This is a genomic window from Nocardioides lacusdianchii (assembly GCF_020102855.1).
Lineage (GTDB): Bacteria > Actinomycetota > Actinomycetes > Propionibacteriales > Nocardioidaceae > Nocardioides > Nocardioides lacusdianchii.
Genome location: NZ_JADHZD010000003.1, coordinates 353,545 through 379,799, shown reverse-complemented (window position 1 = coordinate 379,799; position 26,255 = coordinate 353,545). Strand labels below are relative to the sequence as shown.

Genomic DNA, 26,255 nt, shown 5'->3' with positions numbered 1-26,255 from the left:
CTAGGACCAGTGCCGCCGCACCACCGTCGTCGCCGCGAACGGGTCCTCACCCGACACTGCGGTCGCGATGCCGGCGCCCTCCGGCTTCGCCGTGGCGAGCAGCCGCCCCTCGCCGACCCACGCATGCCAGGCGTCGAGGTAGTGGGCAGCGCCCCTGGCGTTGCGGCCGAGAACAGTTGGGACCGGGTGCCATGCCTCCCCGGTCGCACGTGCGGTTCGCAACGCCGAGCGCGCGCCGCGCCGCGTACGGATCGGTCCGTCCGGGAGCGCAGCGTCGGTGAAGCGGGACACGATGTAGCGCGGTGCGCCCACCGGTCCGATCGCCTCGTCGAACGCGCTCGCGAAGACCTCGGCGTCGTCCTCGGTGCCGACGAGGCGGAAGCGGTACTCACCGCCGGGGTGGACGTCGACGGCGAGGCCGGACGCGCCGACGCTGGTGAGCCCGGCCGCTGCGAGGGCGTCCGCGACGGCAGCGGCGACTGCCTCGAGCGGCGGGACTCGCGTCGTCAGCGCGAGCTGGTCGCGTACCCACTGCGTGAGCGTGTCGGTGTGGTCGCGGCCGGTGACCGCGGCGTTGCCGAGGGTCGCCAGCGCGCCGACGGTTTCTGCCGCCAGGGCGGCCCACGGAGCCGCGACGACAGAAGCGCCGCTGACGCCCGCCGTCCCAGCGGCCAGCACCAGCGGCGTACGCCAGCTCGTGGCCGGCACCGGGGCCTCGGTCGACAGACCATCGGTAGTCAGTCGCCACGACGGCGGGACAGGTGTGAGCCTGACGACCTCGTCGATCGGGGCAACATCCGAGGTGGAACGCCGCACGCGCAGCGACGCCAGCGTGATGTCCTCGTACGGCTCACCGACCGCCCACGCGTCGCGGATGGCCTCGCGGTCGGCGGCGGCGATGAGCATGCGGGCGTTCAGGGCGTCGAAGGAGGCGACCGGCGGGGGAGCGAAGGGGGAGAAGGAAGCGTCGATGTGGGCGACCCCGTCGACGATGTCGCCGTCGGCGTCCACGCCGTGGAACCCCTGGTGCTTGCGCACCAGCCGGGACCAGTCGTTGTCGCCCTTGAGGTGGGCCTCGGAGACGCACACGACCGTCCAGTTGGTGGCGACCTTGTCCGGCCAGGTCGGGTCGGTCCGCAGCGCCCGGCCGCGGGTCTGGACGACGGCCGTCAGGGTGGTGGCGGTGGTCAGGTCGATGAGCGTGGAGACGCCGCGGGCGTTCCATCCTTCGCCGAGGAGTCCGCGGGTGCCGACGAGGACCTGGGTGCGGCCGGCCTCGAAGTACGCCGTGACGTGGGCGACCCAGGTGCGCGAGGTCCACCCGGACGAGCACGTCGCGACCGGCCCGTCACCGGTCTCGACGGACAGCCGGGACGCAAGGTCGGGGTCGCGACCGGCCACGAACGCGACGAGGTCGCGGAGCGTCTCCTCGGACGCGGCAACCACGGAGCCGGTGACCAGCATCGGGTGGAGGGCGGCGGTGTCGACGTCGGTCAGAAAGGTCTCAAGTGCCGCGATCGCCGAGCCCGCCTCGGCGTCGAGGACGCCGGCGAGGTCGACGGGCACGGTCGCAGACGCTCGCTCGTGGTCGCACAGCACCAGCACCCGGGCGCGTACGCCGATCGCCGCGTGCTCGGCGGCGATGATCTGCGCGGCCGCGCCGGGCTTGGCGTACGACCTGGCCAGCACGCGGTCGACGGTGGAGCGCCCACGACGTACGCCTCGTCGCGTCCACTGGTGGCCCACGGACGGCAGCGCGGCCCGTACCACGGCGAGCACCTCGGCGTCGGCGGGGTCGTCGGACTCGGCGACGTGGTTCAGCAGCCAGTCGCCGAGGAGGCGTACCCAGTCCTCGGCGGAGGGGGCGTGCCGGTGCTGCTCGCGCAGCCGGGCGCCGACGGGCAGCCCGAGCAGGTCTGCGTGGTGCATGCGCAGGGCCGCGTCGCACAGGTCGGGCTCGCGCTCGGCGAGCGCCGCCCAGGTGGTCGTGGCGGGGACGGGGTCGACGAAGCGGGCGGTGAGCCACTCGTGGAACCCGACCGACCCGAAGCCCGGCGTGGTGAGCAGCGTGGTGAGCTCGGTGAACCGCAGCGCCTCGGTGGTGAGCCACTCCTCCTCGGCCGTGGTCGGGGTGGTCAACCAGACGAGCTCGTCGAACGGCGCCAGGTGACCCTCCTTGACCACCGCCGGGACCGAGACGCGGTAGAGGATGCTCCCGAAGAGCTGGTCGACGAGGGCGCGCTGCTCGCCGGCGAGGCTCTCGGGCGGGGTGGCCGTGAGCGCCAGCACGTGCGCGCGGTCGACGGCGTCGAGGAGCTCGGCGAGCAGGCGCCCCCACACCTCGAGCAGGTGGTGGCACTCGTCGAGGACGAGCACCAGCCGGGGCTGCGCGCGGATCCGGTCGAAGAGGGCGACGCCGTTGGGATGGAGCCGGTCGACGACGGTGCTCGCGTCGGCGTCCGTGGCCTCGGAGTCGAAGACAGCGAGGGACTGGTAGGTCAGGCAGGTCAGCGGTCCTGCGAGGGACTTGTCGTCGCCCGCCTCGAGCCCCATCGTCCGCGCCTCGGCGATCCACTGGGACTGGATGGCGGTGTTGGGGGCGAGCACGACGGTCCGCGTGTCGGGGTGCGCCCGGAGCTCGGCGGCGATGGCCTCGAGGCCGACGCGGGTCTTGCCCGCCCCGGGCGGCAGGACGACCCACGCGCGGGGGTGGTCCGCGTCGTTCCACGCCGTCGCGAGTGCCTCGAGCGCCTCGCGCTGGTGGATGCGCAGCGGCGGTGGAGTGTCCACATCGGGCACCGCTGACCGCCTCCTGGTCGACTGGGGTCACCCTGCGCCGCAGGTGTGTCGGTGCATGGTGCCACCCGGCCGACCCGGTTACCGCATGTCGAAGACCAGCCGCGCCGGCACCTCGCCGGCCAGCACCTCCTCGAAGCACGCGTTGACGTCGTCGAGCTTCCGGCTCTCGGTCACGACGCGTGTCAGCCCGCGGGCGTGGAGGTCGAAGCAGGCGGCGAGGTCGTTGCGGGTGCCGACCAGCGAGCCGATGATCGAGATGCCTTTCAGCACGGTCTCGAAGACCGGCAGCTCGAGGCGGTTGTCGGCCGGCAGGCCGACGATCACGAGCCGACCGTTGGGGTTGAGCGCGGCGTGCGCGGCCTGCATCGCGGCCGGCGACGGCACCGTCACGAGCGCGATGTCGACCCCGCCGAGCTCGGCGAGCTGGGCCGCCTGGTCTCCGCGAGCGTCGATGACGTGGTCGGCGCCGAGGTCCTTCGCCAGCTGGAGCTTGTCGTCGTGCACGTCGACCGCGACGGTGCGGGTGCCGAAGATGCGGGCGTACTGCAGGCCGAGGTGGCCGAGGCCGCCGATGCCGACGACCATGCAGGTCTCGTTCGGCTTGGGGTTCGCGACCTTGATGGCCTTGTACGTCGTCACGCCGGCACAGGTCAGCGGCGCGGCGTCCATCGGGTCGACGCCGTCCGGGACGGGCACGACGTGGCTGGCCCACGCGACGGCGTACTCCGCGTAGCTGCCGTCCATCGTGTAGCCCATGTAGGCCGGGCTGGTGCAGTAGGTCTCCCAGCCGTCGACGCAGTAGCGGCAGTGCCCGCAGGCCTGGCCGAGCCACGGCAGTGCGACGCGCTGGCCGACCGCCACGGGCAGCTCGCCCTCGCCGACGGCCTCGACGATCCCGACGCCCTCGTGCCCGGGGATGAGCTGGTCCTTGGGCTTCACGGGCCACTCGCCGCGGGCCGCGTGGATGTCGGTGTGGCACAGCCCGCAGGTCTCGATCCGCACGAGCACCTGGCCGGGGCCGGGCTCGGGAACGGGGACGTCGCGGATCTCCAGCGGTGCGCCGAGCGTGGGGACGACGGCAGCCTTCATGGCGTGCTCCTCAGGTGTGGGGCGCGGCGCGACCTGCGCCGAGGGAGCGCTTGCTCCACCTCGAGGGTCGTCGCGATCGCCGTCCGTCGTCAGGGGCGATGGGACCGCGGGCCCGGGGCGAAGGTCCTGCGCGTTTTCCACAGATCGTCCCGGCGGCCCCTGCGGCGGGCTCTGTCTCACTAGCGTCGATCGCGTGCGAACTCTCGGGATGGTGATGGTGTTCCTGCTGCTCGCCGGCTGCACGGACAGTCGTGGTGGAGGGCGCGAAGACGGCGACGGTCCGACGCCCGGACGGAGCCCTGCCCCGCCGGCCACGGTCGTCGACGAGCTGCCGACCAGCGCAACGCGTACATGGTCGACGCCGGTGAAGGCGCTCCAGCGTCCCGTGCCGGCAGGCGATGTGCTCGTCACGGTCGTGGCGGCCCGCGGCGACGAGCTGGACCTGGTCGCCCTGGATCGCCGCGACGGCGCGGTGCGGTGGCGGCGCCCGCTGATGGTGGTGAACAGCGACGTCGGCGCCTACCTCGGCGAACTCGTCCACACCTCCGCCGACGGCGAGACGTACGTCGTCATGCAGGAGGCGCGGACAGGACCGGCGCTGCGCGCGGGCGCGCGGCTGCCCTACCTCGCGCTCGACCCGGCCACGGGCGAGGTCGTCGCCCGCACCCGCCCGGTCGTGGCGCAGTTCGGCGCACCGGCCTGCGACGACGGGCTCGACGTGTGCCTGCGGATCTCGGCGGACGACCGGTTCGAGGAGACGCGGTGGGTCCTCGGATCGTGGGAGCTTCAGCCCGAGAAGGACCGGCTCCCCGTCGGCGCCAACAGCCTGGTCGCGGGCTCCGACGTCTACACCGTCTACGGCCCCGTCCAGCAGTACGCCGTCGCGAAGGCCGTCGGTCGCGCGGGCCCGCGACCGTGGCGGCTGCCGCACACCCGGGTGACCGGCGGCGATCAGTGGCTGCTGGACGACTCGAACGGGATGGTGGACGAGGAGGCGGGTGTCGCGGTGCTGCAGCTGCTCGCGACCACTCGGGACCGCGACCTCGAACGGTACGAGCGCGGACAGGGCGTCCGCTTCGACCTGGCGCAGCGGCGGACCGTCGGGGTGGACGTGGAGACGGGCGACATCCTGTGGCGCCACCGCGGCGCCGACATCCGGTGCCTGGAGCTCACCCGGACCGAGGTGCCGGTGCGGTGCGCCTTCTCCGGCGCGCGCGTCTACCGGGAGGGCGCGGAGCCCCGGCTCGTGTCCGGCCGCGGCTTCCTCGAGGGCTTCGACCCCCGGACGGGGGAGACGACCTGGCGCCAGAGGCTCGGTAGCGCCGCGGTGCGGACGCTGACGCTCGACGTCCTCACCCTGGATGCCGAGGTCGACCGGATCATCGATGCCGACGAGCTCGTCGTCGTGCCGACCCCGAGCGGCCCGCGCCTGCTGTCGCTGGTCGACGGGTCGTCGCGTCCGGTAGCCGCCGGTGAGGCGCTCCTGTGCCGGGACTCCGTTCCCTACCGGCACCGCTTCGACACCGCGGACACGGGCGTCGGGGGCTTCGGGGACACGAGGGCGCGGCAGGTCGCCGCCCCGTGCCGGCCTGATGGGAAGTCGAGCGACGAGCCGCTTGGCGCGACGGCGCTGCTGACGGGTGGAGTGGATGCCGGAGAGGGGGTGCACGTGGTGGTCCGGCGTGGTGCGGTGGAGGGGTACACGCTCTCGTGAATGTCGCCCTTGCGATTCTATTCGAACAGGTGTACGATGGCGTGAGCACGCCGGTCCGGAACGGATCCCTCGTCTGAGGTGACGGGGATCCCGGGATCGGGACAGTCATCCATAGAACCCGTCGTGGTGCTGGCGGGGTGCCTCCAGGGCTCTCGGGTGACGACCTGGCAACGGTGCCACCAGTCATGCCTCTCCGCTCCGCCCGACCAGGGCGGTGGTCAGTGCGTGCGAGGAGGTGGCTGGTGCATCCGATCATCGAGTGTGCCGACGACCTCGGTGCTGCGCTGAAGGGTGTGGCGTCGGTGGAGCCGGCCTTCATGTCGGTGGGGGAGAAGCAGTCGGCGCTCGTCGGGCTCGTCGAGGTCCGTTCGCAGCTGGATGCGCTGCTCGCGCGGGTGCTGGGTGCGTCGGACGACGTGGCCGCCGCGCACGGGTTGCGTGACGCGGCGGCGTGGCTGGCGGTCGAGACCAGGACGACGCGGCGCGAGGCGCGCCGCGACCTGGCGCTGGGGCGGGCGCTGGCGCAGCACCCGTGGGTCGCGACGGCGTTGACGTCGGGTGCGGTGCGGACGGAGCAGGCGCGGATGGTCGTGGAGGCGGTCGACGCCCTGCCGTCGCACGTGGGGGCCTCGGTCCGTGACGATGCTGAGGAGGCGCTGCTGCGGCTCGCGCTGCAGCACGACGCGCGCGAGCTGAAGCAGATCGGGAAGCGGATCCTCGACGTGGTCGCCCCCGAGGTGGGCGAGTCGCACGAGGAGGCGGTGCTGCGGGCCGAGGAGGACCGCGCCACCGTCGGGGTGGAGCTGACGATGGTCGATGACGGTGAGGGGCGCTGCCGCGGCAGCTTCGTCGTGCCGTCCCACGTGGGTGCGATGCTGAAGCGCCACCTGCTGGCGCTGGCGAACCCGGCCCGCCACGCCGAGGACGAGCTCCGCGACGAGTCAGGCGAGTGGAAGCCGCTGCGCCGCCGTCTGGGGGAGGCGCTCATCGAGTACGTCGAGCGCTACCCGGTCGACGCGACCCCGCAGACCGCAGGCGTCAACGCCACCGTCGTGGTCACCATGACGATCGAGCAGCTGCTGGGCGAGACCGCTACCGCGTTGCTGGACGAAGGGTCGCGGATGTCCGCCGGTCAGGCAAGGCGCCTGGCGTGCGAGGCCGGGATCATCCCGGTCGTGCTGGATTCGAAGTCGGTGCCCCTGGACATGGGGCGCGCGGCTCGGCTCTTCACCAAGTCCCAGCGCATCGCGCTCGGGCTGCGTGACGGTGGCTGCACCGCACGCGGATGCGAGACGTCGGCGTCCGGGTGCCACGCCCACCACGACGACCCCTGGTCCCGATCCGGACTCACCGACCTCGCCAACGGCCGGCTCCTGTGTCCGCGACATCACCGACTGGCCCACGACTCCCGCTACGCGATGACAGTCCACGCCGACAACAAGGTCACCTACGCCAGGCGGACGTAGGCCGACCGACCTGCTCGTCGCTACTCGACCGCCGAGGAGGTGAAGACCTCGACCACGTACGCGTCGTGGTCGGACAATCGCTTGCCGTCGTGCTCAGCGGGGATCCGCGACGCCCTGGTCGCGGTGCCGTGAGGGACGGCGACGTGGTCGATGCTCAGAAGGCCGTCGATCGGGTGGGGAAGGTCTGCGGTCGGGACGGAGAGGTCGAGCTGGTCGACGGCGTCGAGGACGACCTTCCTGCCGGCCAGCGATCCGGCGTACTCCCTGCCGCTTAGCGCGTGGTTCCAGTCGCCACCCCACACGAGTGCGTCAGCGACGCGGAGGTGGAGGAGCAGGTCGTCGACCGCATTGGCGGTCTTGTCGGCGTGCTTGGCGCCGGTCCACGGCGCGCGGGACTGGCAGCCCTTCCATGGGAGGACCGAGCTGACGTACGTCGTCGCGCCGACCTGGGCGGCCGCGCTCGCCGGGTGCGGGTCGGGCAGTGATGCCATCGGCAGGCGGCTGGCGATCCCGGCCCATCGGCGGCGCGCCGCCATCCGTGACTGCGTGAGGTGCAGTGCGTACCCGGGCAGGCTCGCCCGCTCGTTGACCTCGGTCAGAAGCCAGACGTCGCAGTCGGCTTCGAGCAGGAGGCCGAGGTGGGCGTCCGACCAGCGGCCGGCAAGGTTCCAGGTCCCGATGCGCACGGGCGCATCCTGCCGGATGCGATTGCGGCTTCAGGCGGGGAGCAGGTCCGGCGCCACCAGCGCTAGGAGTGGTGTGTCGGTCGGGGCCTCTGGATCCAGATCGAGGTCGATCGGGGTCCCGGCTGCGACCGAACGGGCCTGCGAGAGGTCGATGGGCCACGGCACCCACACGAGCAGGAGGTCGGGATGGCGGGTGCTGAACGCATCGAATGCTTCACGGCAGAGACCTTCGAAGCGAACGTCATCGCGGCCCACCGAGCCGGACATCGTCCAGGCCACTTGATAGAGAGGCAGGAAGCCTTCGGAGTCGAAGATCTCCTCGAGGTCCTCCAGGACCGGGGTCACCACGGGCAAGACATTCACAGTGTGGGGTTCCCTTCCAGAGCGAACTTGAGCGGAGGACCGTTCTGCGAGACCACGACGTACGGCCCGTGCGTCACCGGATCGGGCCTGTTCCCTGGATAGCCTTCCATGATCCTGATCTGACGACCACGGTTGAGAGGGTCTTCGTAGACCACGCCATCGCCTCGCGATGCGGCTCGAGTGGGCCAGTCTCGCAACATCGTCGCGATGTCCTTGGCCGCCAGTCCCTGCAGACTCGAAGGGTCGAAGAGGCGCGGATCGTCGATGGTCGCTCTCACCTGCCTGAGCCGCTCAGCCCTCGCTCCGCCCCATCCCAGTGGGTTCACCATCTCGCCGCGCTCGTCCCGCGCAGGCGCACGGACGAACCGACCGAACCCGTCGCGCGCTCGCACCAGCTGGTCCTCGGCGGTCCGGAGCCGCGAGGCGGCGGTCGCGACGACCGTGCGCAGGGCGGTGAGGAGGGCGTGGAAGCGCGGCGCCTGGGCGCGGATGCGGGCGAGGGCGGCAGCCGCCTTGGCGCCGCCCCCGAGGCCACCGGTGATACCGGCGACGATCGCGGTGAGGGCGACCTCCTCCACGATCATCTGGCCGATCTCGGCGAGGAGGGAACGGGTGCGGGCTCGCGTGTCCTCCACCGCCGCGGCGTAGTCGTCGCACGCATCGGCGAGCGCGAGGAGCTGGTCGGCGGTGTCCTCGACGAGCGCCCGCAGGTCAGCGATCGCCGAGAGGGCGATCGGGATCTCCGGGGACAGCTGGCGGTCCAGCAGGCGGGTGACGGCGTCGAGATGGCCGGTGAGGTCGGCGACCGACCCACCCGTACGCCGCCAGCTGCCGGCCGCGTCACGGAGGCGGTCGACGTCGGCGCCCGGCCAGACGAATCCCTCGACCTGGTCGAGGATCCATGTGTGGACGTCGCCGAGTCCCGTGGCGACCGACCCGCCCAGGCTGGACGGCGGGAGGTCGGGGGAGACGCGCAGGAACGCGTCCGCGTCCAGGCCGCCGCCGGTGTAGGCGTTCGTCCTGGTCCCGGCAGCCTCAGCCTCGGCGCGGGCATGGGCCAGACCACTGAGGTCGAGGAGCCGTCCCAGCCCGATCAGTGCGTGGGTGAGATCGGCCAGGGCGCCCACGGCCTCGCGCGCGGCGGGGTCGTAGGCCGCGGAGAAGTCGCTGCTGGTGGCGTCGTCGCCCGCCATGGCGGCGTACCCGTGCAGCTTGCCTGCCAGCGACTCCGTGAGGAGCGCGGCGACGTGGTTGGCGGTCCGGCACACGCTCGCCGCCTCGGCGTAGCCCCCGCACTCGACACTGATCCGCACGCCTCCACCCTCACGGAGTCGGCCCGGGCGGCGGCACCCCTCGGGACGGATCTGTGGACAACGGAGGTGGTCTCGATACGCCGCTCGTTCCTCGCGGCTACTCGACCAGCGAGAGGGAGCGGGTGGTTTCGAGGCTCGCTGCGCTCGCACCTCAACCGGCGAAGGAAGTGGCCTTCACGATCAGGTCGGCTGCCTCGCGCGTCGACGAGACGAGGCGGGCGTTGGGCTCGTCGACCTGGTCCACCCAGGCAAGAGCGGCATCGGGCGACTTCCCGAACTCCTCGTGCCGACGCACCAGCCGTGAGCGGCGTACGTCGTCGTCGACCCCGACGAACCACGCCTCGGCCAGCAGGGGGTGTACGTGCTGCCATCCGCCGTGGGGCAGCAGGAGGTAGTTGCCCTCGGTGACGACCAGCCGCGCCGACGGCGGGATCGCGATGGCCGCCGCGATCGGCTGCTCGAGCTCGCGCTCGAAGCCGGGGGCGTAGAGGACGGACTTCGGCGAGGAGTGCAGGCGCGCGAGCGCTGCGACGTAGCCGTCGACGTCGAAGGTCACCGGCGCGCCCTTGCGGTCACGCAGGCCGAGCCGGTCCAGCTGGACGTCGGCGAGGTGGAAGCCGTCCATCGGCAGGTGCCCGACGGCATCGGCGCCGAGCCGTGAGGCCAGGGCGGAGAGCAGTGCCGAGGTGAGCGTGGACTTCCCCGACCCGGGCGGGCCGGTGATCCCGAGGACCGCGCGATCCGAGCGGTCGAGGAGGGACTCGGCGCGGTCGACCAGTGCGAGCGGGAACGGGCTCATGTTGCTCGCCGCAGGTCCAGCGTGATGCGTGCGAGCTCGTCGTAGTGGTCCGGGGGAAGGTCGAGCGCCTGCCGCACCCGCCACCGGCCGATGAGGGCGTACTCCTCCTCGGCGGTGGGTAGGTCGTTCTGCGGGTCGAGGTCCCGGAGCCCGATGGTGAACCAGCGCATCGCCTCGCGCAGGCGTCCAGCTCCCTCGAGGGTGTCGGCGACTCGCTCGAGCGCCTCGGACGGCAGGCTGGGGCCACGGTGCCGGAGGTCGAGGAGCAACGGTTCGGCTTCCTGGCCGCGGCCTGCCTCGACGAGGAACGAGACGCGCATGGCGCGAATGACGTCGGCATCCTCGGCAGAGGTGGGGCCGGCTTGATCGAGGGTCGCGAGCGCCGCTTCGACATCTCCGCGCATCGCCTGGTGGTCTGCGATCACCTGCAACACGTCGAGACGCCCGGGATCCTCGGGGGCCATCGTCGTCAACAGCTCGGTCGCCGGTCCCAGCGTGTCGACGCGAGGGTCGAACTCCCACGAGTCGATCAAGTCGTGGACCTCGTCCAAGGAGAGCGGCATGGATCCATCCTTCCGCACGCCGCCCATGGTCTAGCGGATGCCGATGACGTCCGCGGGGATCGGGCGGATCGATCCACGAGTGGCGAGGTGCACCACCTCGCACGGCACGCCGGCGCGACGCGCGGAGGCGTACAGGCTCCTCGCCCAGGCGCGGTCGGTGTCGGTGACGATGCCCTTGCCGGGGCGGGACCGGAGGAACGCGACGCGCATGCCCGGCGCCACCTCGCGGTCGAGCCCGACGAGGATCTCGGCGAGACCGTCGACATGGCTGGTGTCAGGCGGATCCTCGGCCTCCGAGATTTCCGTCAGCTGGGGCAGCGGTCGGTCGTCGACGACGAGCATCATCCAGACGCTGTGGCCGCCGAAGCTCCACGGGCCCATCAGCTCACGCCACGCATCTTCCATCTGGGCCTGGGTGGTGAGGACTGGTTCGAACATGGCGCCGACCCTGCCCCCTGGTAGGGGCGCTTGGCGAACGAGTCTCCACAGGCCCGGCACCTGTCCACAGATCCGCAGGACGTGCTTGTGGCGGCTGGTCGGACGGACGTTGGCTGGAGGCATGTCTCGGAACCCCGCTCCCGGCTTTCGCCGGCACCCGCGCGTCGCCGACCGGATGTCGGCGGCCGACCACGACCTCGTCACGCAGTCCCTCGCCGCAGAGCGGGCCGGCGACGCCGCCCGCGCACTGGAGCTGCACGCCTCCGTCCCTGCACTCAACCTGAGGAGCCGGCACAACGTCCTGCTGGCCCAGCTCGCGGCGCTCGGCACCGAGCTCCCCGACTGGCTGTGGGCGCGGTGGATCGCCTACCAGGCCGTCCGGTGCGAGGACCCGGACGCGGAGACAGGGAAGATGCAGCGGCTCGCGCTGAAGTACGCCATCGAGACCTTCCACGAGGACCAGCTCGCCGACTGCCACGCCAACGGAGGTGACCCGATCAGGGTCGTCTCGTGGGTAGCAGCGGAGTCGTGGCTCTTCCACCAGCTGCTCCTCCACGAGATGGGCGGGCTCGAGCGATTCGTCGACGAGCAGGCGACGGGACGGCTCGCGGCGCACGCCGCGCTGGCGCGCTCATGGGTCGGAGCCCCGCTGGGCGGCTACCTGGTCGGTCCCAGCCTGCCGGGTGGGCGGCTCCGGGTCGAGGACCTCTGCGGCGACTCGTGGGCAGAGGTCCTGGACCTTGGCACCCGTGACGCCGCGGGCGACGGCGGTTGGGTCATCGGGCGGCTGGTGCCCAGCGGCGTCGACGACCTCCTCATGTTCGACACCGCACCCATGGCAGTCCCGGAGCGGGTGGCCCGCGACGTGGCCGTCGCGCCGAAGCCGTGGCTGCGGCTGAAGGAGGCCCTCGACGAGGGCAGGCTCGTCGAGCGCGCCTTCATGCGCACCGACTACGAGCTGGTGACGGACGTGCCCAGCATCGAGCTGCTGCGGATCGGCACGCCACCCGCTGACCTGGAGCGAGTCACCGGGCAGTTGCGCGCGGGGCGGGACGAGATCCCACGCGCGGCCTTCCGCATCCTGCGACGAGCAGCCGACGGAGTCACGGACCGGGTCGAAGCGCCTCGCGTGGCGGCAGCGGTCCTCCAGCCGGCTGCCCTGGCCGATGCCCGGCGGCTGCTCGCGCGGGAGGGGGCGTACGACGTCTGGGCGCGCTGGGCGGCGCTGGTGCACGAGCCGGCGCGCGGACTGCTCCTCGAGCTCGCGTACGCGAGCCGGGCAGCCGGATGACCTCATCCCTTCATGTGCTACGAAGTGCTACGTTGCGGTCTGTGAGGACGATCAGTCAGCGTGAGCTCCGCAACGACAACGCGGCGATCATCCGCGCCGTCGAGGAAGGGGAGTCCTTCACCGTGACCAGACGCGGGGTCCCCGTTGCGCGGCTGATGCCCATCCCTGACTCGGACCTGCGACGGGTCCGGTCCGCCGCTCCGGAGAACGACGTCACGGCGTTGCCGCGCGTGGCAGCGTCGCGGCCGATGACCGACCACCTCGACGACCTCCGGGGCGATCGTTGAGGCGGTGCTACCTCGACACGTCGGCTGCGGTGAAGCTGCTGGTGGCTGAAGCAGAGTCGGACGCGCTGGTGGACGAGCTCCGTCGCGAGCAGTCGACCCTGGTGGCATGCCTGCTGCTGGAGACGGAGCTGCGACGCGTCGTCGCACGCGAGCCTGGCCTGACCCAGCAGGTCGTCACACAGCTGCTGCGCGGGGTGGACCTCTACGAGCTGCCGCCGCCCCTCTTCGCCGAGGCCGGCCTCCTCCCGGGAGCCGGCCTGCGATCGCTCGACGCCCTCCACCTGGCCGCTGCGATCCGGCTCGAGGTCGAGTCGGTCATCACCTACGACGTGCGCATGGTCGAGGCGGCGACGTTGCTGGGTCTCGACGTCCTCGCCCCTTCCTGATCCCACGACTACCGTCGCACCATGGCCGACCTCGCTGCCGCGCTCCGCCCGTACGTCGACTCTGGCGCGGTCCCCGGGCTGGTCGCGCTGGTCTCACGCGGCGACGACGTCGAGGTGGCGGTCCTCGGACGCCAGGGCACCGAGGTCGCAGCGATGCGGCGCGACTCGATCTTCCGTGGCGCCTCGATCGCCAAGCCGCTGACCGCGGCGCTGGCGATGCTGCTCGTCGAGGACGGCTTGCTCGACCTCGACGCCCCGGTCGGCCTCCTGCTCCCCGAGCTCGCCGAGCCGCGCGTGCTGCGTACGCCGACCAGCGCGCTCGACGACACCGTCGCGTGCGTGCGGCCCATCACCGCGCGCCACCTCCTCACCTCCACCTCCGGCCACGGGTTCGCGACCGTCGAGTCGCCGGTCGTGCCGCTGCTGGTGGAGCGGCTCGGCCAGGCATCGAAGGACGTCGGGGCCGTGCCGGCGCCCGACGAGTGGATGCGAGGCCTCGCAGACATCCCGCTGATCCACCAGCCGGGCGAGGGGTGGACCTACAACGCGTCGTACGACGTCCTCGGCGTGCTGCTCGCGCGGGCCGGCGGCCAGGACCTCGCCGACCTGATGGCCGAGCGGCTGCTCGGGCCTCTCAGCATGGTCGACAGCGGCTTCCACGTGCCGGCCGCGAAGCGCGACCGCTTCACCACTCTCTTCGGCCACCGCGACGGTGGGCTCGTTGCCACCGACGAACCCGACGGTGCCTTCGCGCAGCCGCCCGCCTTTGCCTCCGGCGCGGGCGGGATCGTCACCACCGCCGACGACATGCTCGCCTTCGGCCGGATGCTGCTCGCCGAGGGAGACGGACTGCTGCGGCCGACGTCGGTGCGGCGGATGATGACCGACCACACCACCGCGCAGCAGCGCGAGATGGGCGGCTTCTTCCTCGACGGGCAGGGCTGGGGCTTCGGCGGCGGCGTCGACACCTCGGTCCTGCAGCCGTGGAACGTCGTCGGCCGCTACGGCTGGGTCGGCGGCACCGGCACCGCGGCGTACGTCGACCCGCAGCACGCCACGGTCAGCGTGGTCCTCACCCAGGTCGAGCTCGGGGGGCCGGACTCGGCGGGGGCGCTGGAGGCGTTCTGGAGGGCGGTCGGGTGAGCCCCCACCCCGACGGGCGTTGTGCGGCGAGAGGGCGTCGTCGACGGTGGACGGCATGACTGACGAAGCGCAGCAGGCAGCGATCGAGGCAGCCCAGCGGGTGGTCGACGAGGTGAGCTCCTACCAGTACAGCGCGGAGGACAGCACCATCGCGCAGCAGCTCGACGAGGGCCTGCGCGAGGCGCAGGTGTCGCTCGACGACGGGGAGCGCTCGCGCATCCTCGCCGAGATCGACGACATGAAGGACGAGCACTCGAGCGCGCCGCAGGTCAGGTCCGCGACGCCGGCGGAGTGACCCGATGGACGTCCGTGGACTGCTGACCGAGGGCTTCGGCCGCATCACCGAGCTGTACGACGGTGTGGCCCAGGGCCTCGACGAGCGCACGCTGCACGAGCGACCCGGCGGCACCGGCAACCCGGTCGGCTGGCTGCTGTGGCACCTCGCCCGGGTGCAGGACCACCACGTCGCGCACCTGGCCGACCAGCCGCAGGTCTGGGAGGACTTCCAGGACCGCTTCGGCCTGCCCAACGACACCGACGACATCGGCTACGGCCACACCGACGAGCAGGTCGACGCGATCCGCATCGAGGACCCGCGGCTGCTCGTCGACTACCACCACGAGGTGACGCTCGCGACCGCGCGCTACCTGCTCACCGTCGACGAGGCGGAGCTCGAGCGCGAGGTCGACCAGAACTGGAACCCGCCCGTCACGGCGGGCCAGCGCCTCGTCAGCATCCAGGGCGACTGCCTGCAGCACCTGGGGCAGGCGGCGTACGTCATCGGGCTCCTGCGGGCGACCGACGCCTGACGCGGCTGGGACGATGGGCCGCATGCCCGCCGATCTCGTCGTCCGCAGCGCTGGCTTCGCGCCGGTCAAGGGGATGCGGCACCGCCCGGTGCCGCGGCTGGAGCTCGACGAGCGGGGCGCGGTCGGCGACCGCGTCTGGTGCCTGGTCGACGTCGGTGCACGGCGGGTGCTGCGCACGGTCCAGCACCCGTCGCTGATGGGTGTCGTCGCCTCCGTCGACGACGGCCTCCTTGCGCTGACCTTGCCCGACGGGTCGTCCGCCGACGGGGTGCCGGAGGCGTCGGGGGAGACGGTCGCGTGCGACTACTGGGGCCGATCGGTCCCGCTCACGCTGACCGCGGGCCCGCACGCGTCGCTGGTGTCGCGCTTCCTCGGCACGGACGTACGCCTGGCCTCCGCGCCGCGCGGCGGGGTGGTCTTCGGCGACCCGGTCACGCTCGTCGGCACCGCGACCCTGGACGACCTGACCGAGCGCCTGGGACGACCCGTCGCGGCCGCGAGGTTCCGCGCCACGCTCGTCGTGGAGACCGACGAGCCCTACGTCGAGGACACCTGGCTCGGCACGGAGGTCGGGGTGGGCGCCGCGCGCCTGCGGGTCGGCGTACCGGTGCCGCGCTGCGCGGTCGTCGACCACGATCCGGACACCGGCGCCAAGGACCTCAGGCTGCTCAGGGCGCTGGTCGGCGCGCGCCCGACGAACGCAGCGGGGGAGCCTGTACTGGGGGTGTACGCCGCCTGCGTGCGGCCGGGCGTGGTCGCCCCCGCGTGAGGTGAGAAGGCGCGGAATCACCCAGCGAGGTGCATACTTGGGTCAAATGACCTCCTCGAGCGGCTCACGGCCGAAGCACCTGAAGAGCAGCCCGTTCAAGCCTGCGGCGGAGGCGGAGATCAAGGTCTTCGACGTGGACGACCGGGTCAGCCACGACATGTACGGCCTCGGCAAGGTCGTCAAGGTCGACAGCCACGCCGTGACGGTCGACTTCGGCTCGCAGGCCTACCGGATCACCCCGCCCTTCGCGAAGCTGCACCACCTCTGAGTCATCTGCGCGGCTGACGTGCCTCAGCCGCAGGGCACCGACCCGAGCCGCGCCAGGCCCTCGCGGTCGCCGGGCCCCAGCTCGACCTGGCCGGTGTTGTCGGCGTACATCAGCTCCATCGGCTCCGCCACGTGGTCGAGACCGACCACGTGGGCGAGCTCGTGCACCACGATGGCCTCGACCATCCGCGGCTGCAGGGCCACCGCCGCGTCGGTGAAGGCCTCGACGTCGAGCACGATCCCGCCGGTCACGTAGTAGCGCCGGCCCTGTGCGCCGTCCTCCGCGGCCGCGCCGCCGAGGCCCGCGACAGGTCCGGCCAGGCCGGGGAACTCCGCGTCGTCGCCCCAGCCGATCACGACCGGTCGTCCGCCGCCGAGCCGCACGAGCGGGCCCGTGAAGGGGCGGCGGTCGGTGTTGCCGGCGTCCTCGAAGGCCAGCCCGGTCGCGGCGGAGATGCGGTCGACGGCCCGCTCGACGAGCGGGCGCATGGCGTCGGGCATCCCGGCCGGGTTCACGGCGTACTCCACCTTCGTGCACGGGTCCCACCCGACCGGCTCACCGGAGCGGGGCTGCGTCGCGGAGAAGGCGTAGGCCCCACCGAGCGACTCGATCGGCGGTGCGGGCAGCACCCGCTCCTGCCCGAGGCCGACCAGGCTGCGCACGCTCTGCATCTGTGACGACGGGTGGAGCAGCACGACCGCCGCCAGCAGGGCCACGGTGAGGACGACCGAGACGGACGTCGAGCGGTGGCGGCGGGGCACCCGACGAGTATCGCCGGGCAGTGGTCAGCGCGTGTGGAGTCCGGGGATCAGGAGTGCGTGCGCTGGCTGATCAGCGGAGGGCCGTGGGCGAGGTCGACCTTCGCCAACAGGGTGGACAGGGCGTCGATCGCCTCCATCGCCGTGGTGTCCCAGAGGTACGCCGACGCGGTGCCGGCCAGGTCGTCGGCGCGCCACTGCTCGAGCAGCTTCTCGATGACCGCCTCTGCGTCCCTCCGGGATGCCTCGACCTCGCTCATCCGGGCAGCGCGGCGGGCCGTCATCGCGGCGTGCGCGACACGGTCGTGGTCGAAGCTTCCCACGGGGATCACCCTGTTCCCCTGCCCAAGGCTGGGGAGGTCCATGCGCCGATTGACGAGGTCTGGAGGAAACCCAGAGGAGGTCTTTCAAATTGCGCGCTCAGGGCGCTCTGTCACGGTTCGTCAGTCGGGAGTAGTCCGGCGACCTCCGCCCGCGCGCGCAGCTGCGGCCCGAGCAGGCTCAGGACCGTCGCGCCGTCGGGATGCGCTGGCAGCATCTCGACCAGGCCGACATCGATCAGGTTGCGGGTGTCGAAGTCACCGCCGTCGAACCGCTCCTCGAGCCAGGCGAAGACCTCGCTGACGCGCTGGGGATCGGGCTGGCTCTGCTCGTGGAGCCACGCAGCCACGTCTCCGAGGAAGACGTAAGGGAGAAGCTCACCCTCTTCGTCCGACAGGTGTTGCTGCAACTGGGGGCGCAGCTCCGGCACAACGTCCACCAGCGCGTGGATGAAGTCACTCTCGGTGCTCACTGGTCCAACAACCTCCTCAGCTCCTCTGCCAGGCGCGCCGCTGTGTCACGGTCGTGCTGGGACGCGTCCTGCCTGGTCCGCAACCATCGCTCCAGTCCGTTCAAGATCTCACGCCCCTTCCTGACGTGGTCCTTGCCGTGCACGAGACCACCTGCGGCGAGCTCATGGCGCATGGCGTCCATGGTGGTGCCGTCGCCGACACGTTTGTCGTTGTCCACGCCCTTGAAGAGATGTCGGACGTAGTTGTTGAGCTTCGCGTCCTCCACCTCGGGACGGGCGCGCCCGGGCGTACGAGCACTGCCAGCCCAGCCTCCCGGCCCCCTCATGCTCCCGCGCTCGCTGCGCGCCGGTACGCGGATGAACCGCTCGACCTGCGAACGGATGCGCACCAGGTCGTCTTGGGCACGGTCGAGCCGTGCCCCAGCGGTCGTCGTGCCTGCGCGGAGGGCGAGGAGCAGCGCGTGGAAGCGCGGCGCCTGCGCCCGGACCCTGGCCGCGGCTGCGCCGAGGGCAGCGCTCCCGCCCAGCCCGCCGGTCACGCCGGCGACGAGGGCGGTCACTGCGGCACCTTCGACGACCATCTGCGCGATCTCGGCCAGCAGGGCGCGCGTGCGCTCGCGGGCCTCCTCGACCGCGGCGGCGTACTCCTCGCAGGCGCTCGCCACCGTCGAGAGCTGCCAGGCGGTGTCGCCGATCAGTCCGGCGAGGTCGGTCAGCGCGTCGACGGCGAGGGGCACCTCGGGTGAGCGCTGCTGCTCGACGAGCGCGACGGCAGCGTCGACGTGATCGGCCAGTCGCGAAGTGGTCGCGGCCGCGCGCCGCCAGTCGGTGGCAGCCTTGCGCAGTCCCTCGACGTCCGCTCCCGGCCAGACGAAGCCCTCGACCTGGTCGAGGATCCACGCGTCGATCCTGCCCAGCGACGGCTCCTGGCCGCCGAGGGTGGACGGTGGAGCGGCCGGCTGGACGCGGACGTAGTCGTTCTCGTGCAGGTCGCCGCCGACGTACGCCGACGTGCGGAGTCCGGCTGCCCCCGCTTCCGCCACCGCGTGGTGGCGACCTGTCGCGGCGAGCAGTCGGCCTGCCCCGATGAAGGCGTGGGTGAGGTCGGCGAGCGCGGCGAGTGCCTCGGTCGCGCCCGTGTCGTACGACGCTGCGAAGCCCGCGCTCGTCGCGTCGTTGCCGGCCATCCCGGCGTGGGACGACAGGCGGGAGGCCAGTGACTCGGTCAGCACCGCCGCGGTCTGGTTGGCCGTCAGGCAGGCGTCAGCGGCCTTGGTGAACCCTCCGCACAAGCGCTGCGGGGGAGGCGATCGCCACCCCCGCGGGCCCGGCTGTGGACAAGCGGATCAGTAGGAGTCCGGAGTGACCTCGAGGTCCCCGTCGACCTCGTCGACCTCGACCGAGAAGCTCAGCGAGGACTCATCGGTCTCCTCGACCCACTGCCGCGCACCGAAGCCGTACGACTCATCGACCTCGTAGGTCGCGGTGGCGGCGCCGTCCGAGACGTAGAGATCCATCGGGAAGGTGGGGTCGAAGAAGTCGTAGTCGACCGTCGGGGCCTCGGTGAGCTCCCAGGTGAGGTCGCGCACGTCGCCGAAGACGAAGGCGGACTGCGGGCACCCGGGCGGCTCGGCCTCGGTGCTCGCCATGCACTCGTCCAGCCACGACGTGACCTCGGAGTCGACCTGCTCGACGAAGGCGGCCGAGGGCTCGGGTGCCGAGATGTCGGGGGATGCGTAGTCACCCAGTGCGACAGCCACCTCGCTCACGGCGCCCTCGACCCACTCGTTGCCGGCGAAGGGGTCGACCTCGTAGGAGCCCGGGAGCACGGCAAAGGTGCCGTAGCCCTCGGCGGGCGCCTCGACGGCCACCCCGTTGATCGCGAACTCCTCCGCGTCGTCGGTCGTGATGCTGAGGGCGGACGTGAGTCCCTCGGTCACCTTCCACTCCTGGAAGATCCCGAACTTCTTGTCGCCCTTCTCCAGCGAGAGGTACGAGCTGCCACCGACACCGCCGTCTGCCTCGACCTCGACCATCGCGTCGTCGCCGAGGACGTTGACGTCACCGAGCGTGTAGCCGGTCGGCCGGTCCCCGGCAGCCTCGTAGATCTCGTCGGTGAGCAGCAGCGGAGAGAGCTCCTGCCCCTCGGGCAGTGACTCCGCAAGGGCTTGGACGTCACCGTCCGCGAGCGCTTCGACGTAGTCCTCCGCCGCCTTCTCCGGTGTGAAGAAGGTGGACCCGATCACGCTGACCGCGACGACTGCCGCGACGACCAGCGCCAGGCCGGCGCCCACGACGAGGGCGATCCGGCGCGCCTTGCGGGCCTGCTCGGGTGACATCGGCGTGGTGGCCACCGGGTCCGCAGCGGGCCCGTCCTCAGGGGCCGCCGCGACCGCGGGTCCTTGCAGGCGGGCGAGGATGGTCGCCGGGAGCGCGGCGGCGAGGCGTGGGGCGATGCTCCGCGACAGCGCCTCGGCGACCAGGCCCCACAGGGCGAGCAGCAGGCAGGTCCACGCGGCGGGCATGACGGTGAAGGAGCCGCTGACGCCAAGGAGGCCGCCACCGATGCTGATCGTCGAGAGCAGCGTCACGGCGATGCCGCCCACGGCGAAGGCGACGGGCAGGCGCACCCACGAGGCGGGCCCGGCGAGCTCGGCGGGGGTCCGGCGCGCACGCAGGTGCCACACCAAGGAGGCAAAGGTCGTGGCTGCCACGGCGCCGAGCAGCAGCACCACTGGCGCGAGGACGCCGTCGCCGCTCCAGGCGTAGGTGTTCAACCCGGACGCGCCGATGCCCGAGAGGTGTCCCATCGCGTAGGTCCAGAAGGCGGCGGTGGGCCACCACAGCGGGATCGACAGCGCGGCGCGGAAGCCGGAGTCGATCCACGCAAGGACGAAGAGGATCGGCAGCGAGACGACCATCCAGAGGCCGATGTGCGCCAGCCATGCGACGACGGCAGGCGTCCACGAGCGGGCGGCAGCGGGAAGTCCGACCACCCGCAGCTCGCGGCCGAGGAAGTCGCCCATGAAGGTGAGCGCGAGGGTGCCGACGACGAGCGAGACGGACAGGGCGTGGATGGCGCTGTCGTCGGCACGCAGGGCGAGCAGCCTCGTGACGAGGGCGATGGCGACGGTCGCTCCCACGGCGGTCGCGCCCGAGACGAGGGCCCGCTCCTGGCGCGAGGCTGCAGGAGAGCGCCCCTCGACCCTGCTGGCCGTGCGCGCCAGCACCAGGACGTACGTCGCGGTCAGCACCAGCGGCAGCGCCCGCAACGACACGGAGAAGTCGTCGGTGGAGAGCCCGATGCGCCCGCCGAGCGCCATCGCCGTCAGCTGGAAGGGAAGGGCAAGGACAGCGAGCAGCCCGTCGGTCGCGTCGGAGAGCTCCTCGGCCTCGGAGGGGGCGTCGCCGGAGGCCAGCGCCACCAGGGTCAGCACGCCGAGCAGCACGCTCGCCGCCAGCGTGACCCCGTACGCCACCAGCGGGGCGCGCCACGCGAGCAGGAGGCCGGCCGGCATGCCGGGCGTGGGCCGTGGCGCGGGCGTGGAGGAGGGCTGGTGGCGCGGCGAGGCGCCGAGATCTGGGTCAGTCACCCGCGGGAGTGTAGGGAGCCCGGGTCGGTCAGCGCGGGACAATCGTGGAACTGTGTCAAGAATCGCCTGACGGGTCGGCGCGGGGACTTGTGATGCTGTCGCGTGGCCAACTGTCAGCCGGAGACCTGGCGCCAGAGCGCCACCGTCGAGCCGACGGCGTGGGAGTAGTGCCCGTCGGCCGCCTCGGCGATCGCGCGCAGCGCCGCGAGGGCGGTGACCATGTCCGCGCAGCCACGGCGCCAGCCGTCGTACGCCGTCGCCTCGGCGCTGCTCGCGATGCCCAGCCAGCCGGCGTCGAGCTGTTCCTGCCCCGCGTCGACCTCGCCGGCGAGGGCCAGAAGGCCCCGCTGGCAGGCGGCCAGCTCGAGCACCGCCGCGCGCAGCTCGTCGAGGTCGACGTCGTACGCCGTCATCCGAGGCGTCCCGCCAGCTGGTCGCCGCGCGCCGCGGTGCCGGTGTCGGAGGCTTTGAGGTCGCGCCGCGCGAGGTCGATCGCGCCGAGCAGGGCGGACAGCGCGTCGACGACGTCGGTGGCGGCACCGTCCCACTCCTGCCAGCGCGAGGAGTAGTGCGTCGCGGCGTCACCGCGCCACGAGGCGAGCAGCGCGTCGACCGTGGTGGCCGCGGCGCGACGGCGCTGGTCGAGCTCGGCCAGGCGGGCCGACATCGAGGAAGAGGCCGCGGCGTGGGCGGCGCGGTCGAGGCTGAGGTTTCCCGAGAGGATCATGTCTCCGATGGTGGCGAGCCGGTCGCCCGCGGCGACACCCCTGCGCGGCAATCTGTGGACAAGTGCCCCGACGGAGGTGCCGGGTGTCCGGCCCGGCGCCTAGGGTGAGGCCAACCCACCTCGGAGGTACCTCGTGGACACCATGACCCCCGTCTACGGCTCGGGCACCCTGCTGCTCATCGCCGCGCTCGCCGTCGCAGTCCTGCTCGTCCTCATCATCGTGCTCCGCATGCACGCCTTCGTGGCGCTCGTGCTCGTCAGCATGGGCACCGCCGTGGCCGCGGGGGTGCCGCTCGCGGACGTCCCGTCGGTTGCCATAGCGGCCTTCGGCAGCACGCTCGGCGCCGTGGCGCTGCTCGTCGGGCTCGGCGTGATGATCGGCCGGTTGCTGGAGGTGACGGGCGGTGCGCAGGTGCTGGCCGACACCCTGATCAGCCGCTTCGGCGAGAAGCGCGCGCCCCTGGCGCTCGGCATCGCGGCGCTGCTCTTCGGCCTGCCGATCTTCTTCGACGCCGGCCTCGTGGTCTTCCTGCCGATCATCTTCTCGGTCGCCAAGCGCTTCGGCGGCTCGGTCCTGATGTACGCCCTGCCCGCCGCCGGCGCGTTCGCCGCCATGCACGCGATCGTCCCGCCGCACCCCGGCCCGGTCACCGCCGCCACCGAGATCGGTGCGAGCATCGGCCTCACGCTGCTGGTGGGCGTCGTGGCCGCCGTCGTCGCGTGGGCCGTCGGCGTCTACGCCGTGACGATCGGCTGGCTCGGCAAGGTGCACGTCCCGGTCAACGACTCGGTGCTCACCGGCGGCCGCGAGGTCGACGAGGGCGCCCGCCCCGGCTTCGCCCACGTGCTGGGGATCCTGCTGCTCCCGGTCCTGCTGATCGCGGGCAACACGATCCTCACCACCCTGCGCACCAACGAGACGATCTCCGCCGACGGCGGCGTCGCGGACTTCTTCATCTTCATCGGCCAGACCCCGGTCGCGCTGCTCATCGCGCTGCTGGTGGCGACCTACACCCTGGCGATCCGGCACCACTCGCGCGCCGAGATCGAGGGCCTGCTCAACGACGCGCTCGGTCCGATCTGCGCGATCATCCTGATCACCGGCGCGGGCGGCATGTTCGGCGGCGTGCTGCGCTACAGCGGCATCGGTGAGGCGCTGTCGGACTCCCTCGCCGACCTCGGGCTGCCGCTGATCGTGTCGGCCTTCGTCATCGCCACGATCCTGCGCGTGGCCCAGGGCTCCGCGACCGTGGCGCTGACCACGACGGCCGGCCTGCTGTCCGCCGCGGTCGCCGAGGCCGACCCGTCGTCGCTGCAGCTCGTCGCCCTGGTCCTGGCCATCGCCGCCGGCGCGACCGTGCTGTCGCACGTCAACGACTCCGGCTTCTGGCTGGTCGGTCGCTTCTTCGGGATGGACGTCAAGACCACGCTGAAGACGTGGACGGTCATGGAGACCACCCTCGGCCTCGCGATCTTCGTCATCGCCCTCGGCGTGTGGGCGGTCGGATGACGACCGACCCGGGAGCGCCGATCCACCTCGTCTTCATGGGCATCTCGGGGTCGGGCAAGTCCACGGTGGCCCAGGCCGTCCGTGAGCGGTTGGGCTGGGAGTTCGCCGAGGGCGACGACTTCCACCCGGAGGCCAACGTCGCCAAGATGCGCGAGGGCATCCCGCTCACCGACGCCGACCGGTGGGGCTGGCTGGAGTCGCTGGCCGCATGGACCGCGGAGCGCGACGCCAGGGGCGAGCCGACGATCATCACCTGCAGCGCCCTGCGCCGGACCTACCGCGAGGTCCTGCGGCGCGGGGGCGAGGGGACCTTCTTCGTCCACTCCACCGGCGACAAGCACATGATCCTCGAGCGGATGAACGCCCGCGACCACTTCATGCCGCCGAGCCTGCTGGAGTCGCAGCTCGACACCCTCGAGCCGCTGCACGCCGACGAGCGCGGGATGGACGTCGACCCGGCGCTGCCGGTCGACCGCATCGCGGCGCTCGTGCTGGCACGCCTCGGGCTCTGAGCGACCGACCTTTGCGGCTGTATTGACGTCAATTCAACCCAGCTGGCTCAGTTGAGGACGACGATGCCGGCGTTGAGCGCCGTCGCGAAGCAGGTCCACGCGAGGTAGGGCACGAGCAGCCACGCGGCGACCCGCGAGGTGCGCCACGCGAGGATGATCAGCGCAGCCACCGCGACGTCGAGCAGGACGATGTCGGCCAGGGCCAGGACGTAGCGGTCGGCGGAGAAGAACAGCGGCGTCCACGCAAGGTTCAGCACCAGCTGGACGGCCCACAGCCACAGCACGCCGTCCCAGCCCCGCGCGCGCCAGAGCAGCCACCCGGCGACCGCGATGAAGAGGTAGAGCACCGACCACACCGGGCCGAAGAGCCACGCCGGGGGAGCGAAGGGCGGCAGCTCGAGCGCGCGGTAGGTCGCCTGCGCCGACGAGGCCGCCAGCCCGCCGACGCCCGCCACGACCGTGACGGCGACGAGAAAGGGGATGACGGTCCACCACTGGCGGGCGGGAGGCACGAGGGGCATGTCCCGAGAGGTCATGTCCCCATCATGCCGACCGCTCCTGAGGTAGGCCTCAGCCCTGGAGGCGGGCCCGCAGGACCGCGTCGGCGATCGCGATCTCCTCGCCGGTCTCCGGGTGCGCCTGGGTCCGCGGCCGCGACTCGCACACCTCGACCTGCCACTCCTCGCCCAGCGCGGGCAACAGCTGGTCGGCGGTGTGCATGAAGGAGTCGTGGCCGTGGCGGAGCCCGGAGTGGACGTCGCTGGGCGCGTGGCCCACGACGAGCAGCGTCCCGCCCGGGGCGACCGCGGAGGCGAGTCGGCGTACGACATCGACCATGCCGCCGTCGGGCAGGTGCACGAAGTGCGCGGTGACGAGGTCCCAGGTCTCGCCGTCGGGCTCGAACGTGCGGACGTCGAGCAGCCGGGTCTCGACGCGGCCGCCGACACCGGCCTCCGCGGCGTGCTCGGTCACCCGGGCCAGGGCCGCCTCGGCGAAGTCCGACGCCGTGACCTGCCAGCCCCGCTCGGCCAGCCACAGGGCGTCGCCGCCCTCGCCGCAGCCGATGTCGAGCGCCTGACCCGGTGGGAGGTCGGCGGCCTCGGCCGCGAGCTGGACGTTGACGCGGCCGCTCCACACCTTGTCGCCGGAGTAGCGCTCCTCCCACGCGGGTCGCTCGAAGAGACTGCCCCTCCGCTCCGCGACCGCGGCCGCCGCCTCCTCGTTCGCGAGCTCGGCGTTGATCCACGCGCCGACGCGGACGCCGTGCGCCGCGGACGCGATGAGGGTCATCGAGATGTCGGTGGCGTTGCCGGCGGCGAAGATGCCCGGCACCGAGGTGGCGCCGGTGGGCTCGACCGGGACGACCGAGCCGTAGGCGACGCCGTTCATCTCGAACGGCGCCGGCTCGACGCCGAGCGGGCCGAGGTAGTCGACGCTCACGTGCGGCTGCGAGGCCACCACGATGGCGTCGCGCTCGAGCACCGAGCCGTCGGCGAGGCGGAGCCCGACGAGCGCGTCGCCGTCGCCCGTGACGACCTCCTGCGGGGTGCCGTGCACGATCTTCACGCCGATGGCGGCCATCTTCTCCACCTCCTCGACGGGCAGCTCGACGCCGTCGAAGACGATGAGCGTCACGTCGTCGGAGAGCTGGCGGAAGAGCAGCCCTTGGTGCCCAGCCATCGGGGTGGTGCCCAGGACGGCGATCCGCTGGTCGCGGACCTCCCAGCCGTGGCAGTAGGGGCAGTGCAGCACGTCCTTGCCCCACCGCTCGGCCAGCCCCGGCACGTCGGGCAGCTCGTCGGTGACGCCGCCCGTGACCAGGATCCGTCGCGCGGTGACGCGCCGACCGCCCTCGGTCGTGACGAGGAACGAGCCCGCCTCGCCGGACAGGCCGACGACCCGGTCGGCGAGCACCTCGACGCCGTACGCCGCCACCTCGGCGCGGCCGATCTCGAGCAGCTCGAGCGGGGGGACGCCCTCGCGCCCGAGGTAGTTGTGGGCGTGGTCGGCAGGGGCGTTGCGGGGCTCGCCGGCATCGATCACCAGCACCGACCGCCGCGACCTGCCGAGGGCCATCGCACCGCTCAGGCCGGCCACGCCGCCGCCGACCACCACCACGTCGAAAGTCATGTCATCGCTCATGCCGTCCATGGTCGACGGGTTTCGCGCTCTTGACAAA

General features: G+C 72.3%; 29 protein-coding genes. 12 read left to right on the top strand and 17 right to left on the bottom strand.

Annotated elements, in window-relative coordinates; translation table 11 throughout:
- Together IRX98_RS06420 and IRX98_RS06415 are read right to left on the bottom strand one after the other, a co-directional pair.
- Complete coding sequence (locus tag IRX98_RS06420; RefSeq protein WP_224274893.1) at positions 1-2,799, bottom strand: DEAD/DEAH box helicase; 2,799 nt, start codon at positions 2,797-2,799, stop codon at positions 1-3.
- Between the two features lie 78 nt (positions 2,800-2,877).
- On the bottom strand, positions 2,878-3,888 hold the full coding sequence (locus IRX98_RS06415; RefSeq protein WP_224274891.1) for a zinc-dependent alcohol dehydrogenase: 1,011 nt from the start codon (positions 3,886-3,888) through the stop codon (positions 2,878-2,880).
- Positions 3,889-4,081: 193 nt separating this feature from the next.
- Between IRX98_RS06415 and IRX98_RS06410 the strand changes: the two genes are divergently transcribed.
- A complete protein-coding gene (locus tag IRX98_RS06410) occupies positions 4,082-5,602 on the top strand; it encodes a PQQ-binding-like beta-propeller repeat protein (RefSeq protein ID WP_224274890.1) in 1,521 nt (506 codons plus the stop codon).
- Between the two features lie 242 nt (positions 5,603-5,844).
- A complete protein-coding gene (locus tag IRX98_RS06405; protein ID WP_224274889.1) occupies positions 5,845-7,068 on the top strand; it encodes an HNH endonuclease signature motif containing protein in 1,224 nt (407 codons plus the stop codon).
- A 20-nt stretch (positions 7,069-7,088) separates the two neighbouring features.
- Here IRX98_RS06405 and IRX98_RS06400 read toward each other — a convergent pair whose 3' ends face one another.
- The 6 genes from IRX98_RS06400 to IRX98_RS06375 form a co-directional block, all read right to left on the bottom strand.
- Entirely contained in the window at positions 7,089-7,754 is a 666-nt protein-coding gene (locus IRX98_RS06400) for an endonuclease/exonuclease/phosphatase family protein (RefSeq protein ID WP_224274888.1), read from the bottom strand.
- Between the two features lie 30 nt (positions 7,755-7,784).
- Complete coding sequence (locus tag IRX98_RS06395; protein WP_224274887.1) at positions 7,785-8,102, bottom strand: hypothetical protein; 318 nt, start codon at positions 8,100-8,102, stop codon at positions 7,785-7,787.
- An 11-nt stretch (positions 8,103-8,113) separates the two neighbouring features.
- The gene (locus tag IRX98_RS06390) at positions 8,114-9,430 is read right to left on the bottom strand and encodes a WXG100-like domain-containing protein (RefSeq protein ID WP_224274886.1); all 1,317 of its coding nucleotides are present in this window, start codon (positions 9,428-9,430) and stop codon (positions 8,114-8,116) included.
- A gap of 151 nt (positions 9,431-9,581) precedes the next feature.
- Positions 9,582-10,229: a nucleoside/nucleotide kinase family protein gene (locus tag IRX98_RS06385; RefSeq protein WP_224274885.1), complete on the bottom strand. Its 648-nt coding sequence runs from the start codon at positions 10,227-10,229 to the stop codon at positions 9,582-9,584.
- Positions 10,226-10,792: a hypothetical protein gene (locus IRX98_RS06380; RefSeq protein WP_224274882.1), complete on the bottom strand. Its 567-nt coding sequence runs from the start codon at positions 10,790-10,792 to the stop codon at positions 10,226-10,228. Before IRX98_RS06380 ends, IRX98_RS06385 begins: the two co-directional genes overlap by 4 nt.
- Positions 10,793-10,822: 30 nt before the next feature.
- A complete protein-coding gene (locus IRX98_RS06375; RefSeq protein WP_224274880.1) occupies positions 10,823-11,230 on the bottom strand; it encodes a hypothetical protein in 408 nt (135 codons plus the stop codon).
- 121 nt (positions 11,231-11,351) lie between these two features.
- Between IRX98_RS06375 and IRX98_RS06370 the strand changes: the two genes are divergently transcribed.
- Genes IRX98_RS06370 through IRX98_RS06335 form a run of 8 tightly spaced genes read left to right on the top strand, consistent with a single transcriptional unit; the run spans position 11,352 to position 16,183 of the window.
- Positions 11,352-12,521 (top strand): hypothetical protein, encoded by a 1,170-nt coding sequence (locus IRX98_RS06370; protein ID WP_224274877.1) that lies wholly within the window; start codon positions 11,352-11,354, stop codon positions 12,519-12,521.
- 41 nt (positions 12,522-12,562) lie between these two features.
- Entirely contained in the window at positions 12,563-12,808 is a 246-nt protein-coding gene (locus tag IRX98_RS06365) for a type II toxin-antitoxin system Phd/YefM family antitoxin (protein ID WP_224274874.1), read from the top strand.
- Positions 12,805-13,194, top strand: a complete 390-nt coding sequence (locus IRX98_RS06360) for a type II toxin-antitoxin system VapC family toxin (RefSeq protein ID WP_224274872.1) — start codon at positions 12,805-12,807, stop codon at positions 13,192-13,194. The genes IRX98_RS06365 and IRX98_RS06360 overlap by 4 nt, the downstream gene beginning before the upstream one ends.
- 21 nt (positions 13,195-13,215) lie before the next feature.
- Complete coding sequence (locus IRX98_RS06355) at positions 13,216-14,337, top strand: serine hydrolase domain-containing protein (protein ID WP_224274870.1); 1,122 nt, start codon at positions 13,216-13,218, stop codon at positions 14,335-14,337.
- Positions 14,338-14,392: 55 nt separating this feature from the next.
- Complete coding sequence (locus tag IRX98_RS06350) at positions 14,393-14,632, top strand: hypothetical protein (protein WP_224274868.1); 240 nt, start codon at positions 14,393-14,395, stop codon at positions 14,630-14,632.
- Between the two features lie 4 nt (positions 14,633-14,636).
- Complete coding sequence (locus IRX98_RS06345) at positions 14,637-15,146, top strand: mycothiol transferase (protein WP_224274866.1); 510 nt, start codon at positions 14,637-14,639, stop codon at positions 15,144-15,146.
- A gap of 22 nt (positions 15,147-15,168) precedes the next feature.
- Positions 15,169-15,915, top strand: a complete 747-nt coding sequence (locus IRX98_RS06340) for an MOSC domain-containing protein (protein ID WP_224274863.1) — start codon at positions 15,169-15,171, stop codon at positions 15,913-15,915.
- A 46-nt stretch (positions 15,916-15,961) separates the two neighbouring features.
- Positions 15,962-16,183 (top strand): hypothetical protein, encoded by a 222-nt coding sequence (locus IRX98_RS06335; protein ID WP_207082675.1) that lies wholly within the window; start codon positions 15,962-15,964, stop codon positions 16,181-16,183.
- A 23-nt stretch (positions 16,184-16,206) separates the two neighbouring features.
- Here IRX98_RS06335 and IRX98_RS23370 read toward each other — a convergent pair whose 3' ends face one another.
- The 7 genes from IRX98_RS23370 to IRX98_RS06300 form a co-directional block, all read right to left on the bottom strand.
- Positions 16,207-16,944, bottom strand: a complete 738-nt coding sequence (locus IRX98_RS23370; RefSeq protein ID WP_224274861.1) for a matrixin family metalloprotease — start codon at positions 16,942-16,944, stop codon at positions 16,207-16,209.
- Between the two features lie 47 nt (positions 16,945-16,991).
- Positions 16,992-17,264, bottom strand: coding sequence for a hypothetical protein (locus IRX98_RS06325; RefSeq protein ID WP_224274859.1), 273 nt, complete (start codon positions 17,262-17,264; stop codon positions 16,992-16,994).
- A 110-nt stretch (positions 17,265-17,374) separates the two neighbouring features.
- Positions 17,375-17,734, bottom strand: a complete 360-nt coding sequence (locus tag IRX98_RS06320) for a DUF7674 family protein (RefSeq protein WP_224274856.1) — start codon at positions 17,732-17,734, stop codon at positions 17,375-17,377.
- Positions 17,731-18,966: a WXG100-like domain-containing protein gene (locus IRX98_RS06315; RefSeq protein WP_224274854.1), complete on the bottom strand. Its 1,236-nt coding sequence runs from the start codon at positions 18,964-18,966 to the stop codon at positions 17,731-17,733. The genes IRX98_RS06320 and IRX98_RS06315 overlap by 4 nt, the downstream gene beginning before the upstream one ends.
- Before the next feature lie 114 nt (positions 18,967-19,080).
- Positions 19,081-21,327 (bottom strand): hypothetical protein, encoded by a 2,247-nt coding sequence (locus tag IRX98_RS06310; RefSeq protein ID WP_224274852.1) that lies wholly within the window; start codon positions 21,325-21,327, stop codon positions 19,081-19,083.
- Between the two features lie 113 nt (positions 21,328-21,440).
- Positions 21,441-21,740 carry a WXG100 family type VII secretion target gene (locus tag IRX98_RS06305; RefSeq protein ID WP_224274849.1) on the bottom strand — a complete coding sequence of 100 codons (300 nt, stop codon included), beginning with the start codon at positions 21,738-21,740 and terminating at the stop codon, positions 21,441-21,443.
- Positions 21,737-22,054, bottom strand: a complete 318-nt coding sequence (locus tag IRX98_RS06300) for a WXG100 family type VII secretion target (RefSeq protein WP_224274847.1) — start codon at positions 22,052-22,054, stop codon at positions 21,737-21,739. Before IRX98_RS06300 ends, IRX98_RS06305 begins: the two co-directional genes overlap by 4 nt.
- Before the next feature lie 142 nt (positions 22,055-22,196).
- Between IRX98_RS06300 and IRX98_RS06295 the strand changes: the two genes are divergently transcribed.
- Positions 22,197-23,564 carry a GntP family permease gene (locus tag IRX98_RS06295; protein ID WP_224274930.1) on the top strand — a complete coding sequence of 456 codons (1,368 nt, stop codon included), beginning with the start codon at positions 22,197-22,199 and terminating at the stop codon, positions 23,562-23,564.
- Entirely contained in the window at positions 23,561-24,076 is a 516-nt protein-coding gene (locus IRX98_RS06290; RefSeq protein ID WP_224274844.1) for a gluconokinase, read from the top strand. Before IRX98_RS06295 ends, IRX98_RS06290 begins: the two co-directional genes overlap by 4 nt.
- Before the next feature lie 47 nt (positions 24,077-24,123).
- Here the strand turns inward: IRX98_RS06290 and IRX98_RS06285 are convergent, their stop codons facing one another.
- Both IRX98_RS06285 and IRX98_RS06280 read right to left on the bottom strand, forming a co-directional pair.
- The gene (locus IRX98_RS06285) at positions 24,124-24,612 is read right to left on the bottom strand and encodes a TspO/MBR family protein (protein WP_224274842.1); all 489 of its coding nucleotides are present in this window, start codon (positions 24,610-24,612) and stop codon (positions 24,124-24,126) included.
- A 34-nt stretch (positions 24,613-24,646) separates the two neighbouring features.
- Positions 24,647-26,218: a bifunctional NAD(P)/FAD-dependent oxidoreductase/class I SAM-dependent methyltransferase gene (locus IRX98_RS06280; protein WP_224274840.1), complete on the bottom strand. Its 1,572-nt coding sequence runs from the start codon at positions 26,216-26,218 to the stop codon at positions 24,647-24,649.
- Positions 26,219-26,255: the final 37 nt, after the last annotated feature.

Coding starts and splice junctions, on each gene's coding strand:
- IRX98_RS06415 (WP_224274891.1), bottom strand. CDS start 3,888: ATGAAGGCTGCCGTCGTCCCCACGCTCGGCGCACCGCTGGAGATCCGC.
- IRX98_RS06385 (WP_224274885.1), bottom strand. CDS start 10,229: ATGAGCCCGTTCCCGCTCGCACTGGTCGACCGCGCCGAGTCCCTCCTC.
- IRX98_RS06380 (WP_224274882.1), bottom strand. CDS start 10,792: ATGCCGCTCTCCTTGGACGAGGTCCACGACTTGATCGACTCGTGGGAG.
- IRX98_RS06375 (WP_224274880.1), bottom strand. CDS start 11,230: ATGTTCGAACCAGTCCTCACCACCCAGGCCCAGATGGAAGATGCGTGG.
- IRX98_RS06370 (WP_224274877.1), top strand. CDS start 11,352: ATGTCTCGGAACCCCGCTCCCGGCTTTCGCCGGCACCCGCGCGTCGCC.
- IRX98_RS06355 (WP_224274870.1), top strand. CDS start 13,216: ATGGCCGACCTCGCTGCCGCGCTCCGCCCGTACGTCGACTCTGGCGCG.
- IRX98_RS06350 (WP_224274868.1), top strand. CDS start 14,393: ATGACTGACGAAGCGCAGCAGGCAGCGATCGAGGCAGCCCAGCGGGTG.
- IRX98_RS06345 (WP_224274866.1), top strand. CDS start 14,637: ATGGACGTCCGTGGACTGCTGACCGAGGGCTTCGGCCGCATCACCGAG.
- IRX98_RS06340 (WP_224274863.1), top strand. CDS start 15,169: ATGCCCGCCGATCTCGTCGTCCGCAGCGCTGGCTTCGCGCCGGTCAAG.
- IRX98_RS06335 (WP_207082675.1), top strand. CDS start 15,962: ATGACCTCCTCGAGCGGCTCACGGCCGAAGCACCTGAAGAGCAGCCCG.
- IRX98_RS06305 (WP_224274849.1), bottom strand. CDS start 21,740: ATGACGGCGTACGACGTCGACCTCGACGAGCTGCGCGCGGCGGTGCTC.
- IRX98_RS06300 (WP_224274847.1), bottom strand. CDS start 22,054: ATGATCCTCTCGGGAAACCTCAGCCTCGACCGCGCCGCCCACGCCGCG.
- IRX98_RS06295 (WP_224274930.1), top strand. CDS start 22,197: ATGACCCCCGTCTACGGCTCGGGCACCCTGCTGCTCATCGCCGCGCTC.
- IRX98_RS06290 (WP_224274844.1), top strand. CDS start 23,561: ATGACGACCGACCCGGGAGCGCCGATCCACCTCGTCTTCATGGGCATC.
- IRX98_RS06285 (WP_224274842.1), bottom strand. CDS start 24,612: ATGACCTCTCGGGACATGCCCCTCGTGCCTCCCGCCCGCCAGTGGTGG.
- IRX98_RS06280 (WP_224274840.1), bottom strand. CDS start 26,218: ATGAGCGATGACATGACTTTCGACGTGGTGGTGGTCGGCGGCGGCGTG.